Source organism: Paraciimarium castrense LEGE 11436, assembly GCF_056633055.1.
In genome coordinates, this window is the sequence record NZ_JBSJOW010000010.1 from 18009 (window position 1) to 34334 (window position 16326).

Sequence of the window (16326 nt, forward strand, 5' to 3'; positions counted from 1 at the left end):
CACCTGGGTGCCCGCCCCGGAGCGCCCCAGACTGCGCCTGGTGCTGGCGGTGAGCCTCGACGGCCGTCTGGCGCCGCCCCAGGGGGGCGCGGCCCAGCTCGGCGGTCCCGGCGACCGCCGCGTGCTGGAGGAGGCCCTCACCTGGGCGGATGGTGGCCTGATCGGAGCGCGCACCCTGAGGTTGCACGGCAGCACCTGCCTGATCCGCGACGCCGATCTGCTGGCCCGCCGCCGCGATGGGGGCCTTGCGCCCCAACCGGTGGCTCTGGTGGTGAGCCGCACGGCCCAGCTGCCGGCCAGCCTCCCCTTCTGGTCACAGCCGCTGCAGCGCTGGCTGCTGGCCCCCCAGGGCTCGGCCGTGGCCCCAGGCTTCCAGCACCATCTGCCGTTGGCCCCCTGGCCGCAGCTGCTGGCGGAGCTGGCCCAGCAGGGCCTGCGGCGGCTGGTGCTGCTTGGTGGCGCCTCCCTGGCGGCCTCCCTGCTGGCGGCTGATCTCGTCGATGAGCTGCAGCTCACCTTCTGCCCCCGGCTGCTGGGGGGCGCCCATCTGTGGCTGCCGGCCGATGCAGGCCTGCCTGCTCTGTCCCCTGCCCTGCAGCAGGGGGCCTGGCAGCTGCAGGACTGCCGCCTGCTGCCAGGGGGCGAGTGCCTGCTGCGCTACGGCCGCCTGATCGGCCCCGATGCCCTCGCCCCGGCCGATGCTTCCGGTTAGCTTGCCGGCCCCGGAGCCCCCTTGCCGTGGCTGAGCTGCGCGCCCGCTGGCACCAATCGCTGGCGGAGATTCCAGAGCCGGCCTGGGATGGGCTGCTGGCCGACGACCTGCCCTTCTACCGCTGGCGCTGGCTGCGGCAGCTGGAGGCCAGCGGCAGTGTGGTGCCCCGCCAGGGCTGGCAGGGCTGTCACCTGGGGCTCTGGAGCGGCGACACGCTGCTGGCGGTGGCGCCGCTCTACCTCAAGGGCCACAGCTACGCCGAGTTCATCTTCGACCAGAGCTTTGCCCAGCTCGCCGGCCAGCTGGGGCTGCGCTACTACCCCAAGCTCGTGGGCATGAGCCCGGTGAGCCCGGTGCAGGGCTACCGCTTCCTGATCGCCCCGGGGGAAGATGCCGCCGGCCTCACGGCCTTGATGCTGGAGCTGATCGATCGGTTCTGCCGCGACCAGGGCCTGCTGAGCTGCAATTTTCTCTACGTGGATCCCCAGTGGCAGCCCCTGGCCGAGGCCGCCGGCTGCGCCGCCTGGGTGAACCAGCAGAGCCAGTGGAGCAACCCCGGCCACCGTCACTTCGATGACTACCTGGCCAGCTTCAATGCCAACCAGCGCCGCAACATCAAGCGCGAGCGCAAGGCGGTGGGTGCCGCCGGGCTGCAGGTGACCCCCCTGGTGGGCGAGGCGATTCCGCCCGCCATGGTGGAGCGGATGCATGACTTCTACGCCCAGCATTGCGAGCGGTGGGGGCCCTGGGGCAGCAAATACCTCACTGAGCCATTTTTCGCGGCCGTGGGTGCCGATCCCGCCCTGCGCCGGGCCCTGGTGCTGTTCAGTGCCCACCGGGGAGATCCAGGCGACCCCGTGGCGATGTCGCTGTGTGTGCGCGGTGGTGATCACCTCTGGGGGCGCTACTGGGGCAGCGAGGTGGCGATCGACTGCCTCCACTTCGAGGTCTGCTACTACGCGCCGATCGCCTGGGCGATTGAGGCCGGCATCCGCCATTTCGATCCGGGGGCGGGCGGCAGCCACAAGCGGCGGCGGGGCTTTGTGGCCCAGCCCCGGGTGAGCCTGCACCGCTGGAGTGATCCCCGCTTTGACGCCATCCTGCGGGAGTGGCTGCCCGGGGCCAATCGGGAGATGCTGCGGGAGATCGCCGCCATCAACGCCGAGCTGCCGTTCACGGCTGACTACGATCCTCCCCATGTCCCAGGCACCCTCCTCCCCCACCAGGATCCAGCGGCCTGAGCAGACCCGCCGGCAGCTGGATGAAGAGCTGTCGCGGCGCTTCATCGCCCTCGACCCGGCCGGCTATTTCCTGATCAGCGTTGATGCTGAGGCCGGCGAACTGGTGGTGGAGCACTTCGGCAACGGCATCGATGAGCGGGGTCTGGCCACCGATCCCGACACCGGCGAAGTGCTCAGCTGCCGTGGCGCTGGCCCGAGGCAGCCGCTGGCCATCTACCGCGGACGCACGGCCAAACAGCTCGGGGTCGTGCTCACCGAGGGAGAGGGCCCCTCGCCGCTCAGCCGCCTTGACCACGCTCTCTATCTGGGCAGGGAACTCCAGAAGGCCGAATGGTGCCTGGAGCACGGCCTCACCTACATCCAGGACTGAAGGCTCATGCAGGACTGAAGAATTTCAGACTGATGGGCGCGATCAGGCCGAGATCAGCTCCGGCACTGGTGCAGCAGTGGGCTCGGGAGGTTCCGGTGGAATCTGGGCCAGCTGGGCCTGGATTTCGTTGCGCACGATCGCCCGGTATTCGAGGAAGTGCTCGTTGTGGGCCAGGATGGCGATGAAACCCTTGAAGCGCTTGGGGTTATGGCGGGCCATGCCATAGAGGGCCTTCCAGAAGCGCAAGCGGGTGCTGCGGCGGATTCCCTGACGCCAGATGATGATCGCCAGGGCGCGAAGATCAACCCAGTTCACAGGCTTCTTGGGGCTGCCTTCGGGTTCTGGGGTGAGGAATTCCTTGTACTTCTGGGGGGGGAGCTTCAGGAAGTAGTTGTAGACGCGATCAATGTAGGCGTGGGGCTCATAGAGCTTGGAGAAGGCATCCACATACTCATTGGCGATGTCGCGAATCGGCCTGGTGGGTACAAAATTGAGCAGGTTGGTCTGGTTCACCCCCTTGGCTGCGGAGGAATCCTGGATCAGGCGCCCTTCACGCTCCAGGCGATGCCAGAGGGCCGTGTTGGGAAGCGCCTGGAGCATGCCCATCATCGCGTGGGGGATGCCGGTGCGGGTCACAAAGTCGACGATGCGATCGCCGGCTCCCTGTTTTTCCCCATCGAAGCCGATGATGAAGCCCGCCATCACCCGCATCCCATAGGACGTGATCCGGTTGACGGAATCATCCAGGGAGCTGCGGGTGTTCTGGAGCTTGCCCGCCACTTCCAGGCTGGCTTCGTCCGGGGTCTCGATGCCGAGGAAGAGGCTCTCGAAACGGCATTCCACCATCATCTGCATCAGCTCCTCATCGGCTGCCAGATCCACCGAGGCCTCGGTGGCGAAGCTGAAGGGATAGCGATGCTCGATCTGCCACTGCTTCAGCACCGGCAGCAGGCGCTTCACATTGCGCTTGTTGCCGATGAAGTTGTCATCCACCAGAAACACCGAGCGGCGCCAGCCCAGGTCGTAGAGCCGCTGCAGTTCGGCAATCAACTGCTCCGGTTCTTTGGTGCGAGGCTTGCGCCCGTAGAGCACGATGATGTCGCAAAATTCGCACTGGAACGGGCAGCCTCTGGAGAACTGCACCGACATTTCCGAGTAGGCCTCCATCTCCAGGAGGTCAAATCGGGGAATTGGGGTCCCGGTGACATCCGGCTTTTCACCGCCGGAATTGAAGCGCCCCTGCTGATCGCCCCGCTCCAGGGCCTCGATGAACATCGGCAGGGTGATTTCACCCTCATCCAGCACCTTGAAGTCGGCCAGATCAAGCTCTGGAGCATCAGGGGTGGAGCTGGCGAAGGGGCCGCCCACGGCCACGGGCAAACCCCGCTGTTTGGCCCGGGCGATCTGGGCGGCCATGTCCCCCTTCTGCACGATCATGCCCGAGATCACCACCAGCTCGGCCCAGTCCCACTCTGCCTCGGTCACCTCGCGCACGTTGCGGTCCACGAGCTTCATCGGCCACTCCTGGGGCAGCAGTGCCGCCACGGTGACCATGCCCAGGGGAGGCAGGAGCACCTTGCGGTTCACCAGCTCCAGGATCTTCTCGTAGCTCCAGAAGGTCTTGGGGAATTCCGGATAGATCAGCAGGGTGCGCATGGGGAGTCTCGACGGGGCCGGAGCAACGGGGCCAACGCAAGTGGCCGCCGGAACGTGGCTCAGGGGAAGGGTGCTGACGGAAAGGGCCGGAAGCGGCGGTTGGATCGGCTCAGGAAAACAGGGTGGCCGGCACGGTCCGCCGGGGAGGATCTTCAGGTTTCATTGTTGGCGCACCTTAGGCAGAAGGCTGGTCCGGTGCCTGGCGAGCCGGGCCTCTGCTGTAATGGGCACACGACTTTGCAGCAGAGGCCACGATGGGTGTAGCGATCTACCTGGGTCTGGTCGGAGGCGGCCTGGTTGCCGCGTTCCTCGGCTCTGTGCTGTTGCGCAGCATCAAGCTGATCTGAGCCGGCTGGCCGCCATCGCATCGCCCACCATGGCCGCGGCGCCCACCACCTCGCCCACGAGGTCGTAGGTGTCCGCTGCGGTGATCCTCACCGGCACCATGGTTCCCGGCGCCGCGCAGAGGCCGCCGGCCCCCGGCAGCACCCGTACATCCCCATCCACGTCCGGCGCGAAGCGGGCACAGCGGCCCAGCATCTCGCCGCTGGAGGGGTTCTCCTGCTCGATCAGCACATCCACGATCCTGCCCACCCAGGCAGCGTTGCGCTCGGCCGCGATCGGTTGCTGCAGGGCCATCAGCTGATCCCTGCGCTGCTGGGCCACGGCCGCCGGCACGGGATTCGGCAGGTCCACGGCCGCGGTGCCGTCTTCGGGTGAGAACGTGAACACCCCCACGTGGTCGAAGCGCTGCTCGGCTACGAAGTTCAGCAGGTGCTGGAAGTGCTCCTCGGTTTCGCCCGGGAAGCCCACGATGAAGGTGGTGCGCAGCACGGCATCGGGAAGTTGCTCCCGGATGCGGTGCAGCAGGTCACCGGTCACGTTGGCCTGCCAGGGGCGGTTCATGGCCCGCAGCACCTGCGGATGGCTGTGCTGCAGCGGCAGATCCAGGTAGGGCAGCACATTGGCCACGTCCCGATAGGCCTCCAGCACCTCTGGAGTGAGCCCGGTGGGATAGGCGTAGTGGACGCGGATCCAGGGGATGTCCACTTCCCCGAGGGCCCGCAGCAGCTCGGCCAGGTGGGGCTTGCCGTAGAGGTCGAGGCCGTAGTTGGTGCTGATCTGGCTGATCAACACCAGCTCCTTCACCCCCTGGGCCGCCAGGCTGTGGGCCTCGGCCACGATCGATTCGATCGGCCGGGAGCGCTGGTCGCCGCGCAGCTTGGGGATGATGCAGAAGGCGCAGCGGTAGTCGCAGCCCTCCGCCACCTTGAGGTAGGCCACGGCCTCGGAGGTGGTGCGGTAGCGGGGCAGGTGCTCGTCGGCCACGAAGGTGGGGGTGGCGCTCACCTGGTTGACCCGCTCGCCGGCCTCCACCCGCTCCAGCACGCTGACGATGTGCTGATAGTCGCCGGTGCCCACGATCGCCTTGGCCTCCGGCAGGCTGTCGAGCAACTCCTCCTGAAAGTGCTGGGCCAGGCAGCCGGCGATGATCAGCTCCTTGCCCTGCGACGCCAGCTCCACCAGGGTGCGCACCGATTCCTCGCGGGCGTCCTGGATGAAGCTGCAGGTGTTCACCACCACCACGCTGGCCTCGCTCTCATCGGCGCTCACGCCGTAGCCCGCCTCCGCCAGCAGCCCGAGCATGTGCTCGGTGTCCACCCGGTTCTTCTCGCAGCCGAGGTGGGCGAAGGCGATGGTGGCCGGGGAGGAGCCGGTGGGACGCGCGGAGCTCATGGGCAGGAGTTGGCCGATCCACCACCCTATGGGGGAGGGGATTGCGCTGGCCCGAGTGTCCTCCTGCTCCCACCAGGCCGTTGAGGCGGCTGCGAGAATCCGCAGATTGCCCACCTCCTGCTGTCGATGACCTCCAGCCGACTCAGCGATCGCCTCAACAGCTCCCGTCGCCGGGGTGATCCCGGCAAGCGCTGGGTGCGGGTGGTGTTGTCCGTGCTGGCCACGGTGGGCGTGATCGACACGGGCACCATCACCCTGCAGCGCTGGGGGCTGTTCGGCCAGCTGGCCTGTCCGGGCGGCGCCGAGGGCTGCGACAAGGTGTTGAACAGCGCCTGGGGCAGCCTGCTGGGCCAGCCTTTATCGCTGTTCGGCTTCCTGGCCTACCTGGCCATGCTGCTGATGGCGGTGGTGCCCCTCGTGCTCAAGGGCGACCTGCGCGATCGACTCGGCTCCCTGAGTTGGTGGGGCATGTTGCTCACCAGCATCGGCATGGCGGTGTTCAGCCTGCTGCTGATGGGCGTGATGGTGCTGAAGATCCAGGCCTTCTGTTTCTTCTGCGTGCTCTCGGCTGTGGTCAGCGTGTCGCTGCTGGTGTTCACCCTGCTGGGCGGCAGCTGGGACGACCGCGGTCAGCTGCTGTTTCGCGGCGTGCTGGTGGCCCTGGCGGTGGGGCTGATCGGTCTGGGCTGGGCCACCGCCGTCGACCGCCCCGTGGCCGAGACCCTGCCAGGTACGCCGCCGGTGGTGGAGACCGAGAGCACCCCCCTGACCCTGGCCCTGGCCGAACACCTCACCGCCAGCGGAGCCGTGATGTATTCCGCCTATTGGTGCCCCCACTGCCACGACCAGAAGGAGCTCTTTGGCCAGGAGGCCAGCAAGAAGCTCAAGGTGATCGAATGCGCTGAGGATGGCGTGGGCAGCGAGAAAGCTCTCTGTGACAGCAAGGGAGTGCAGGGGTTCCCCACCTGGGAGATCAACGGCCAGCTGGACTCCGGCGTCAAGCCCCTGGAGCGCCTGGCCCAGGTGAGCGGCTTCCAGCCCCAAAGCTGACCGGCTTCAGGCCTCGCTGTGCTGGTGGCCGCCGGCACTCTGCTTCACGGCAGCGGTGCTGATCGGTCGGCCACGCCGCTGGCAGCTGTGCACCCGCCAGAAGGGCTGGCTGCTGGGCGTGTCGGTGCGGAAGTGGCCACCGCGGCTCTCCTGGCGGAACAGGGCGGCCTCCAGCAGCAGCTCCGCCAGCACCAGGCGCTGGTGCAGCTCCTGCTGCAAGGGCCAGCTCTCGCGGGAGGCCGGCGTGAGCTCGAGCCGCTGACTCACGCTCAGCCCCTGAACCCTTTGCCAGCTGGGATCGCGCTCCAGGCTGCGGCGCTGGCGACGAATCGTGGCCAGACCTCTCGCCAGGGCCTGGCCCTGCCGTTCCACCCCCGCCACCTGCCAGCACAGCTCCCGCAGGGCCTGGATCTGGCCCTTCAGGGCAGGGGCCCCCAGGCTCGGGGCCGCGAGCACGTCCGCTCCTGCAGGCCGGTCGGCTGGGCTGACGGGGCCAAGCGCGATGTGGCGCAGCTGCCGGGCGAACACCAGGCACTCCATCAGGGAGTTGCTGGCCAGCCGGTTGGCCCCGTGCAAGCCAGTGCAGGCCAGCTCCCCCACCGCATAGAGCCCCGGCAGGGTGGTGGCAGCCCCCATGTCGGTGCGCACGCCGCCCATCCAGTAGTGGGCCGCGGGCGCGACGGGCAGGGGCTCTGCCGTGGGCTCCAGCCCCAGCTCCCGGCAGCGCCCCAGGATGGTGGGGAACTGGCGGCTCAGGTGCTCCTGGCCGATCGGCCTGAGGTCGAGCCAGAGATGGTCCACCCCCTGCTGCCGCATCCGCCGCGCCAGGGCCCGGCTCACCTGGTCCCTCGGGGCCAGATCCCCGCCTCCCAGCTCCGCCACCGGGCTGGCCCCGCTTCCGTCCAGCAGCCGGGCCCCCTCACCGCGCACCGCCTCGGAGATCAGGAAATGGGGGGCCCCGGGCAGCATCAGGGCCGTGGGGTGGAACTGCACGAACTCCAGGTCACGCACCTCCGCGCCCGCCTGCCAGGCCATCGCCAGGCCATCGCCACTGGAATGGGTCGGGTTGGTGGTATGGGCGAACAGGTGGCCACCGCCGCCCGTGGCCAGCACCACGGCCCGGGCCCGCAGCCAGTGGATCTCCTCCCCCTCCAGCACCTGCAGCCCGCAGCAGCGGCCTGCCTCCACCAGCAGCTGCAGGGCCACCACCCCCTGGCGCTGCTCCAGGCCGGGGCGGCGACGCACCTCCCGCTCCAGGGCATCCACGAGGGCGCCGCCGGTCCGGTCCTGGGCGTGCAGCACGCGCCGGTGGCTGTGGGCGGCCTCCAGGGTGGTGCTGAGGGCGGAACCCTGGCGGTCGAAGGCCATGCCGAGCTCCAGCAGGCGTTGCACGCAGCCGGGGGCCTCATGCACCAGCAGTTCCACGGCCTCGAGGTCGCACAGGCCGGCGCCGGCTTTGAGGGTGTCGTCACGGTGGCTGGCGAAGCTGTCGTTGGCGCTGGTCACGGCGGCGATGCCGCCCTGGGCCCAGCGGCTGGCGGAGCGGGGTTTGCGCTCCTTGCTCAGCAGCAGCACCCGCAGACCTGCGGGCAGCTCCAGGCAGCTCATCAGCCCGGCGGCGCCTCCGCCCACCACCACCACATCCCAGTCACACTGCGCCATGGGTGCTGCAGTTTCGGGGCTTCCGCCGGCATGAAAAAAGCCGCCGGAAAGCCCCGACGGCGTTCAACGGTGAAGGAAGCCTAGGGACTGGCTTCAGCGGTACTGCCCGTCGTTGATGCGGTCGAAGCCCTCGTTCAGGGCAATGGACGCCGGGGTCACGGTGAAGTTGTCCTTGTACTTGTTGAAGAGCTCCTTCTGGCGCTCGGTGAGGTCGAGGTTCAGCACGTCATCGACGCTGTCGTACGGCCCGCCCAGCACGATCTTGCCGGCCAGGGTGGGGTACATGCCGGGGTAGTCCTGGAAGCGCCGCACGGAGCTGTTGTTGAGGTCCACCTTGCCGGCGCGTTCAGCGATCTTGTCGTCAGCCGTGTTGCGACGCTCGGCCGCCACTGCCGCCGGAGGCAGCACCAGGGTGACCAGCAATCCGGCCAGCACAAGACCACTCATCAGCCAGGCAGCCAGCCTTTTCATCACGAGAACTCTCCGGAGAAGGACAGGAACAGGCGGTGGACCTGTCCACCGACCGCTAACCGTACAGAAAGGAATCGTCTGAAATCCTCCCAGCCCTTCAGGCATTTGCAGATCTTCAGATCAGGCCAGTGAGGGCGGGGGCCACCAGGGCCAGCAGCAGGAACAGGCCATCCACGGCCAGGGTGGTGATCAGGGTGGCGCCCACCACCTGACCCAGCTCACCCCGCTGCCACAGCCAGCGGCTGGCCGCGAGCAGCAGGGCGGCGAAGCCGGCCACCAGGGCCAGACAGGCCGGCTGCAGCACCTGCAGGCCTGCGGCGTGCAGCACCAGCATCGCCTCGCCGGCCGGGGCGGCGAGGGCCTCGGGCCAGAGGGGCATCAGGCCGGTGGCGGCAATGGCCGCGTCGGTGGCGGCCGTGCCGATCAGGGATCCCAGGTAGAAGCCGCAGGCCAGGCGCCAGCGGCCACCCAGGCCAGCCAGGGCCAGGGGCAGGGCAAAGGCTTCGATCGGCAGGTGCCAGAGGGGATGCAGGCGGGCCCAGCCCCAGAAGAACGAACCGGCCAGCCAGCTGCCGGAGAAGCCCACCAGCAGCAGGCCGAGATGGCGCAGCTGGGGCTCGCTGCGGCGCTCCAGCCCGAGGCCGATCACCACCAGCACCGCCGTGAACAGGGCTGAGCTGGCGGGGGCGAACCGTACCCAGGGGGCCTGCAGGAATACGGGCAGGGCCACCAGCGCCACGCTGCTGACCACCAGGCCGAAGCGGGGTTGCAGCAGCGGCGCAGGCCCCATGACCTGGTTCACACCAAGGCCCACTCCCACCAGCCCAGGGGTCAGATCGTCTGAGACGGTCGGTCGAGGCAGTGTGCTGGCGGGAGCCCCGATCACCGTGTTGTGAAGAAAGTTGTGCAACCTTAAGGGGTCTGCAGCACCCGCCTGGCCATAGGGTCGGCCATCGATGCGCGCCCACCGGGATGCAGGCAGCTGGATCGATCGCTGAGGCGGGGCTGCAGCCCGGCCTGCTGGAGGCCTGTTGGCGAGCCCTGGTGCTGGGGGTGGTTCAGGGGCTCACCGAATTTCTGCCGATCAGCAGCACGGCCCACCTGAAGGTGGTGCCGGTGATGCTCGGCTGGGGGGATCCGGGCGTGGCCGTGACCGCCGTGATCCAGCTCGGCAGCATCGCGGCCGTGGTGGCCTACTTCCGCCGTGACCTGCGCGAGGTGCTCGGGGCCATGGGGCGAGCGTGCCGCCACGGCCAGTGGAGCGACCCCTCGGCCCGGCTGGGGGTGGCGATCGGCCTGGGCAGTGTGCCGATCGTGCTGGCGGGCCTGGCCATCAAGCTCTGGGTGCCGGACTTCGACAATTCACCGCTGCGCAGTCTCACGGCCATTGCGGTGGTGTCGATCGTGATGGCGCTGCTGCTGGCCCTGGCCGAGGCCCTGGGTCGTCGTCGCCGCCAGCTGGTGGCCGTGCGGGCCTGGGACGGGATTCTGGTGGGCCTGGCGCAGATGCTCGCCCTGGTGCCCGGCGTGTCCCGCTCCGGCAGCACCCTCACCGCGGCCCTGTTCGATGGCTGGCAGCGGGCCGATGCCGCCCGCTTCTCCTTTCTGCTGGGCATCCCGGCGATCACCCTGGCTGGGTTGGTGCAGCTCAAGGACGCCCTGGAGGCTCCGGCCGCAGGCGGCGTCATTCCGATGCTGGTGGGCATCGCCTCGGCGGCGGTGGTGTCCTGGGCGGCCATCGCCTGGCTGCTGCGCTACCTGCAACGCCACAGCACCTGGCTGTTCGTGGGCTATCGCCTGCTGTTCGGCCTGGCCATCCTCGTGGGCCTGCGCGCCACAGTGGGGCCGTGAACGCGGACCTCTGAACAGCGGCGACCATGTGGAACGAACCTTCCGCCGGGATCGCTCTGGCCGGGCCGTCCGGCGAGCCCCTCAGCCTGCCCCAGCCTGCGGTGGTGGCCAGCGTGGAGCCCGAGTCGATCGGGGCTGAGCTGGGCTTTGAGCCCGGCGACCGCCTGCTCAGCATCAACGGCCGCCGCCCCCGCGACCTGATCGACCTGCAGATGCTGGTGGGGGAGGAGGAGCTCGTGCTGGAGATCGAGGATCCCGGTGGCACGCTCCACACCGTGGAGCTGGAGAAGGATCTCGATGCGGGCCTGGGCCTGGTGTTCACCGAGGCCCTCTTTGATGGCCTGCGGCAGTGCAACAACGCCTGCGCCTTCTGCTTCATCGACCAGCAGCCCCCCGGGCGCCGCCGCAGCCTCTACCTCAAGGACGACGACTACCGGCTGAGCTTCCTCTACGGCTCCTACCTCACCCTCACCAACCTCACCCCAGCCGACTGGCAGCGGATCGAGCAGCAGCGCCTCTCGCCCCTGTTCGTGTCCGTGCATGCCACCGATCCGGAGCTGCGCAGCCGCCTGCTGGTGAACCCGCGGGCCGGTCTGCTGCTGGAGCAGCTGCGCTGGTTCGCGGCCCGCGATCTGCAGATCCACGCCCAGGTGGTGGTGTGCCCCGGCCTCAACGATGGCCCTGCCCTGGAGCGCACCCTGCGGGATCTGGCCGGTTTCGGCGGCGGCGCCTGGCCGGCGGTGCTCTCGGCGGCCGTGGTGCCGGTGGGGCTGACCCGCTTCCGCCCCAGTGACGATGCCCTGCGGCCGGTGGACCGGGTCTGTGCCCGCCAGGTGGTGGACCAGGTGGAGGCGCTCCAGGCGGAGTTCGAGCCGGCCCTGGGCAGCCGCTTCGCCTGGCTCTCCGACGAGTGGTATCTGCTTGCCGGCCTGCCGCTGCCACCCCGGCCGACCTATGAAGACCTGCCGCAGCAGGAGAACGGCGTGGGCAGTATCCGCGCCTTCCTGGAGGCTCTCGACGCGGCCACTGCCTCCCTGCCCCGCCGTCTGGATCGCCCCCGCCGCCGCAGCTGGGTGGTGGGCCGGCTGGTGGCCGAGGCCCTGCAACCCGTGGTGGACCGCCTCAATGCCGTCGAGGGCCTGGAGCTGGTGCTGCACGGGCTGGAGAGCCCCTATTGGGGGCAGCAGCAGGTGGTGACCGGGCTGCTCACCGGCTCCGATCTGCTGGAGGGGTTGCGGGGCGCCGACCTCGGCGAGGCGCTGCTGCTGCCCAGCGTGATGCTCCGCCAGGGCGACCCTGTGTTCCTCGACGACATGACCCTGGAGCAACTGCGTTCGGCCCTGCCCGTTCCCGTGCTGCTGGTGGGGAGTGCGGCCGATCTTGTGGCCTGCTGTATCGGCAGTGACGGGCTGGATCCTTAAACTCCGGCAGAACCGTAAGGACTCCGGCGTGTCCCGACTCGCATCCCGCCTGGCCTTGCTGGGCGTTCTGGGCCTGCCCCTGACCACCGGGCTGCTGGGGCCCGTTGGCGCCCTGGCCCAGGAGGAGTCTCCTGAGGCCGGTCTGCCGGAAGCCGGCGAGGCCGAGCTGCCCGAGGCCGAGCTGCCCAAGGCCACGCCGGCCAACGAGGCCTTGCCCCTGGCCCCGGACGTCAAGGGCGAGCGCCCGCGGCTGAATCCGGCGCTTGTGACCCCGGCGGCCACCGAACTGCAGCCTGGTCTGGAAGATCTGCCGGCCCCGGACTCCCTCGCCCTGCCCACACGGCCGGAGCAGGTGGTGATCCAGGAACTGCGGCCCCTGACCCTGGTCCAGGTGGAAAACCTCGCCGAGGTCAACAATCCCAACCTCAAGGCGATCGCCTCCCAGGTGGATCAGGCCCAGAGCGCCCTGCGTGCCCAGATCGCCCTGTGGTATCCCAGCATCGATCTGAACGCCAATGCGCTGCCTTCCTTCAGCTACTCAAGGCAGCGCAACAGTCTGAGCAATGGTGACGTCGAGACCCGTACCCAGGACCGCTGGGCAGCGGGTCTGGCGATCACCGCCCAGTGGGCCCTGATCAACCCGCAGCGCACGCCCTCGATCGCGGCGGCGCGTGATGAGTTCGAGAGGGCCAAATACCAGTATGTGATCGCCCTGCGGGATCTGCGTCTGCAGGCCGCCCAGCTCTATTTCACCCTGCAGCTGCGCGATGATCAGGTGAGGATCGGCCAGCAGTCGGTGCGCGCCTCCCTGGTGAGCCTCCGGGATTCCCGGGCTCGCTTCCAGGCGGGGGTGGCCACCAAGCTGGAGGTGCTTGAGGCCGAAACCCAGCTGGCCCGCGACCAGCAGCTGCTCACCGCGGCCCTGGCGGAGCAGTCGATTTCACGCCGCCGCCTCGCTGCTCTGCTCGACCTGCCCCAGAACGTCACTGCCACGGCGGCCGATCCGTCCAGGGTGCTGGGAGTGTGGCAGCCCTCAATCCAGGAGAGCATCGTGGCGGCCTTCGCCTTCCGCGAGGAGCTCGACCAGATCCTGCTGGACATCTCCATCTCCAACAGCAACGCCAACGCCGCCCAGGCCGCCAGCCAGCCCTTCCTGAACGTCTTCGCTGAATTCGGCTCCGACTTCGACAACGGCGGTCAGGACGTGGGTGACATCACTGTTGATTCCTCCAGAAGCTTCGACACCCGCGTGGGGCTCAATTTCAGCTGGAGCCTGTTTGATGGCGGGGCGTCGGCGGCCCAGGCCCGTCAGAGCCGCCAGCGGGCCCAGCAGAACCGCTTTGAGTTCGCCGACCGCCGCGACTCGATTCGCGAGGAGGTGGAGGAGAGTTTCTACAATCTCGAAAGAAATAACCGCAACATCACCACCGCGGCCCGCGAGGTGATCTCCGCCCGGGAATCCCTGCGGCTGGCCCGGTTGCGCTTCCAGGCCGGCGTCACCACCCAGCGGGAGGTGGTGGACACCCAGCGGGACCTCACCCAAGCCGAGGTGCGCTACGCCGAAGCCATCACCGACTACAACGTGAACCTGGCCGAGCTGCGGCGCGGCACCGGTCTCGATCAGATCACCACCTGTCCGGCCCGCAGCCTCTCGCCGATCAAGCCTGAGCCAGCCGCCGACATTCCCGTTGAGCCCACCCCTCTGCTGCCGGCCTGCCAGGCCGCTGTGCCCGGGCCGGCCTGATCGGTGCCCACGGCCGAGGCTCCGATGCAGACCCAGGCCCCGGGCCTTGGCCTGGCGCGCACCCTGCGCCTCGGCCTCTTCCAGGGCTGCCTCGGCTGCCTGGCGGTGATCTTCGCGGGCCTGCTCAACCGGGTGATGATCAGCGAGCTCAACATCCCTGCCCTGCTGGTGGGTGTGGCCCTGGCCTTTGAGCAGTTCGTCTCGCCGGCCCGAGTTCTGGTCGGTCAGGTATCCGATGCCCATCCCCTGGGCGGTCGTCACCGGCTCCCCTACATCTGGATGGGCACGGCGGCCTTCTGCGCTCTGGCCGTGCTCTCGATTCCCCTGATCTTCCACGTGGCCCGCCTGCTGCAGGCCGGTGAGGCCCACACCATCACCGCGGGGGTGCTCGCCCTCTGCGGCCTGTTCGCCGCCTACGGGCTGGCCATTTCCACCGCCTCCACGCCCTACCTGGCCCTGGTGATCGACCGCACCAACGAGCAGGAGCGCCCCCGGGCGGTGGGCATCATCTGGTGCCTGCTCACGGTGGGCATCGTGGCGGGCGCCATCAGCATCGCCATCGGCCTGCGCGGCCTCGATGGGGTGGAGGACCCCGCCGTGCTGGAGCCGGTGCTGTTCGCCTTCATGGTGAAGGTGGTGCTGGTGGTGCTGCTGATCACCCTGGTGGCCACCGTGGGCATGGAACGTCCCCAGACGGGTCAGCAGCTCAGCACGGCGGGCGCCCGCCAGGATTCGATCACCCTGAAGCAGTCGTGGGCCCTGATCACTTCGAGCCGCCAGGTGCTGGTGTTCTTCCTGTTCCTGGTGCTGTTCACCCTGGCCCTGTTCCTGCAGGACCCGATTCTCGAGAGCTACGGGGCTGAGGTGTTCGGGATGCCGATCGCGGCCACGGCCTCGCTGAATGCCCTGTGGGGAATCGGCACCCTGCTGGGCCTGCTGCTTGCCGGCCTCTGGATCGTGCCCAAGGCCGGCAAGCTGGCCACGGCCCGTCTTGGCTGCCAGCTGATCCTGGCGAGCCTGTTGCTGTTGATGGCGGCAGGTGCCCTGGGCCAGATCCCGGCCTTACAGGTCGTGATGGTGCTGTTCGGGCTGTCCGCCGGCATCGGCACCAACAGCGCTCTGGTGCTCATGCTCGATCTCACCCTTCCCCAGGCGGCCGGCACCTTCGTCGGGGTCTGGGGTCTGGCCCAGGCCATGTCCAGGGCCCTGGGCAAGGTGATCGGCGGCGGCCTGCTCGACCTGGGGCGTTGGCTTCAGGAGCTCAGCGGGATGTCGCCTGGGCCGCTGCCGCCCTTCGCCCTGGTGCTGGGGGTCGAGGCCCTGGTGGCGCTGGCGGCCCTCGTGGCCCTGAGCCGCGTCAACCTGCGCCAGTTCAGGGAGGATACGGGCAGAAGTCTCAGCAAGGTCCTGGCCCTCGAGATTGGATGACCACAACACCCACCCGCCCTGCTCTGGATCCGAGGCTTGCTGCCCTGCTCGATCAGGTGGCCGAGCGGCAGCGCGCGGATTTCGGTCATGCCGTGTCGGATCTGAAGGCCGACGGCAGCCTGATCACGGCCTGTGATCGCTGGAGCGACGCCACTCTGGTGCAGGGGCTGGGCGAGCTCTTCCCCCGGGAGGGGGTGCTGAGTGAAGAGGGCGACAAACAGGTGCCCCTGAGTGACGCCTTCTGGGTGGTTGACCCCCTTGACGGCACCACCAATTTCGCGGCGGGCATCCCCTACTGGGCCATCTCCCTGGCCCGCTTCGAGGCGGGCCGCCCCGTGCTGGCCGTGCTCGATGTGCCGCCACTGCGTCAGCGCATCGTGGCGGTGCGGGGTCAGGGCGCCTGGCGCAATGGCAAGCCCCTCAACCCTCCATCGCTCCAGGGCCATCCCGCCGGCTGCGCCTCTCTCTGCAGCCGCTCGATCGGGGTGCTGCAGAAGCTTCCCAACCGCCGTTTCCCCGGAAAAATCCGCCTGCTCGGCGTGGCGAGCCTGAACCTGGTGAGTGTGGCCATGGGCCAGACCGTCGCCGCCCTGGAGGCCACGCCCAAGATCTGGGACCTGGCTGCGGCCTGGCTGGTGCTTGAGGAACTCAGCTGCCCGCTGCGCTGGTTGGTGCGCTCTCCTGAGGACCTCCTGCCAGGCAGCGATCAAACGCTGGCCGACTATCCCGTGCTGGCGGCTGATCGCGCCACAACGCTGGAGCTCTTCATGCCTTGGGCGGAGGCGCTGGTGAAGCTCGCACCCGAGGCTTTGGCAGAAGAGGGCTGAACGGGTGCTATGGTATTGAACTGCTCAGCGAGGGTAAGGCCGCGAGGCCAGATCCAAGCAGGGCAGGCTTACAGAGATTGGAGAGCGCCTGCGAGAGCGGCCCTTCGGTGCTGTAGGTTTCTCAGGTCGCTGCGAGGCGACAGCCACCGAGAGCTT

At 68.8% G+C, this 16326-nt stretch carries 15 protein-coding genes; 10 read left to right on the forward strand and 5 right to left on the reverse strand.

Annotation, left to right across the window (positions count from 1 at the left end; all coding sequences use genetic code 11):
• Positions 1 to 7: 7 nt before the first annotated feature.
• Genes ACWJIO_RS13395 through ACWJIO_RS13405 form a run of 3 tightly spaced genes read left to right on the forward strand, consistent with a single transcriptional unit; the run spans position 8 to position 2323 of the window.
• Positions 8 to 712: a RibD family protein gene (locus tag ACWJIO_RS13395; protein WP_480314210.1), complete on the forward strand. Its 705-nt coding sequence runs from the start codon at positions 8 to 10 to the stop codon at positions 710 to 712.
• A gap of 26 nt (positions 713 to 738) precedes the next feature.
• Positions 739 to 1953, forward strand: coding sequence for a GNAT family N-acetyltransferase (locus ACWJIO_RS13400; protein WP_480314212.1), 1215 nt, complete (start codon positions 739 to 741; stop codon positions 1951 to 1953).
• Positions 1910 to 2323: a DUF4346 domain-containing protein gene (locus ACWJIO_RS13405; protein ID WP_480314214.1), complete on the forward strand. Its 414-nt coding sequence runs from the start codon at positions 1910 to 1912 to the stop codon at positions 2321 to 2323. The genes ACWJIO_RS13400 and ACWJIO_RS13405 overlap by 44 nt, the downstream gene beginning before the upstream one ends.
• A 42-nt stretch (positions 2324 to 2365) precedes the next feature.
• Here ACWJIO_RS13405 and ACWJIO_RS13410 read toward each other — a convergent pair whose 3' ends face one another.
• Positions 2366 to 3979, reverse strand: coding sequence for a B12-binding domain-containing radical SAM protein (locus ACWJIO_RS13410; RefSeq protein ID WP_480314216.1), 1614 nt, complete (start codon positions 3977 to 3979; stop codon positions 2366 to 2368).
• A gap of 254 nt (positions 3980 to 4233) precedes the next feature.
• Between ACWJIO_RS13410 and ACWJIO_RS13415 the strand changes: the two genes are divergently transcribed.
• Positions 4234 to 4326, forward strand: a complete 93-nt coding sequence (locus ACWJIO_RS13415; protein WP_480314218.1) for a cytochrome B6 — start codon at positions 4234 to 4236, stop codon at positions 4324 to 4326.
• Here ACWJIO_RS13415 and rimO read toward each other — a convergent pair.
• Positions 4313 to 5716: a 30S ribosomal protein S12 methylthiotransferase RimO gene (gene rimO / locus ACWJIO_RS13420; RefSeq protein ID WP_480314220.1), complete on the reverse strand. Its 1404-nt coding sequence runs from the start codon at positions 5714 to 5716 to the stop codon at positions 4313 to 4315. The genes ACWJIO_RS13415 and rimO overlap by 14 nt on opposite strands.
• 126 nt (positions 5717 to 5842) lie before the next feature.
• Between rimO and ACWJIO_RS13425 the strand changes: the two genes are divergently transcribed.
• Complete coding sequence (locus ACWJIO_RS13425; protein WP_480314222.1) at positions 5843 to 6766, forward strand: vitamin K epoxide reductase family protein; 924 nt, start codon at positions 5843 to 5845, stop codon at positions 6764 to 6766.
• Between the two features lie 6 nt (positions 6767 to 6772).
• Here the strand turns inward: ACWJIO_RS13425 and nadB are convergent, their stop codons facing one another.
• The 3 genes from nadB to ACWJIO_RS13440 all read right to left on the reverse strand — a co-directional run bounded on the left by nadB (position 6773) and on the right by ACWJIO_RS13440 (position 9689).
• Entirely contained in the window at positions 6773 to 8428 is a 1656-nt protein-coding gene (gene nadB, locus ACWJIO_RS13430; protein WP_480314224.1) for an L-aspartate oxidase, read from the reverse strand.
• Positions 8429 to 8521: 93 nt separating this feature from the next.
• A complete protein-coding gene (gene psbU / locus ACWJIO_RS13435) occupies positions 8522 to 8899 on the reverse strand; it encodes a photosystem II complex extrinsic protein PsbU (protein WP_480314226.1) in 378 nt (125 codons plus the stop codon).
• Positions 8900 to 9014: 115 nt separating this feature from the next.
• Positions 9015 to 9689 carry a DUF3120 domain-containing protein gene (locus ACWJIO_RS13440; RefSeq protein ID WP_480314228.1) on the reverse strand — a complete coding sequence of 225 codons (675 nt, stop codon included), beginning with the start codon at positions 9687 to 9689 and terminating at the stop codon, positions 9015 to 9017.
• Between the two features lie 182 nt (positions 9690 to 9871).
• Here ACWJIO_RS13440 and ACWJIO_RS13445 point away from each other — a divergent pair, with 182 nt between their 5' ends.
• From ACWJIO_RS13445 to ACWJIO_RS13465, 5 genes are read left to right on the forward strand one after another with little or no spacing between them, the layout of a single operon-like run.
• Positions 9872 to 10750 (forward strand): undecaprenyl-diphosphate phosphatase, encoded by an 879-nt coding sequence (locus tag ACWJIO_RS13445; RefSeq protein ID WP_480314230.1) that lies wholly within the window; start codon positions 9872 to 9874, stop codon positions 10748 to 10750.
• Between the two features lie 26 nt (positions 10751 to 10776).
• Complete coding sequence (locus ACWJIO_RS13450; RefSeq protein WP_480314232.1) at positions 10777 to 12171, forward strand: TIGR03279 family radical SAM protein; 1395 nt, start codon at positions 10777 to 10779, stop codon at positions 12169 to 12171.
• A gap of 28 nt (positions 12172 to 12199) precedes the next feature.
• Complete coding sequence (locus ACWJIO_RS13455) at positions 12200 to 13915, forward strand: TolC family protein (protein ID WP_480314234.1); 1716 nt, start codon at positions 12200 to 12202, stop codon at positions 13913 to 13915.
• A 24-nt stretch (positions 13916 to 13939) separates the two neighbouring features.
• Positions 13940 to 15343, forward strand: coding sequence for a BCD family MFS transporter (locus ACWJIO_RS13460; RefSeq protein WP_480314243.1), 1404 nt, complete (start codon positions 13940 to 13942; stop codon positions 15341 to 15343).
• A complete protein-coding gene (locus tag ACWJIO_RS13465; RefSeq protein WP_480314236.1) occupies positions 15340 to 16170 on the forward strand; it encodes an inositol monophosphatase family protein in 831 nt (276 codons plus the stop codon). The genes ACWJIO_RS13460 and ACWJIO_RS13465 overlap by 4 nt, the downstream gene beginning before the upstream one ends.
• The last annotated feature ends 156 nt before the right edge of the window (positions 16171 to 16326 follow it).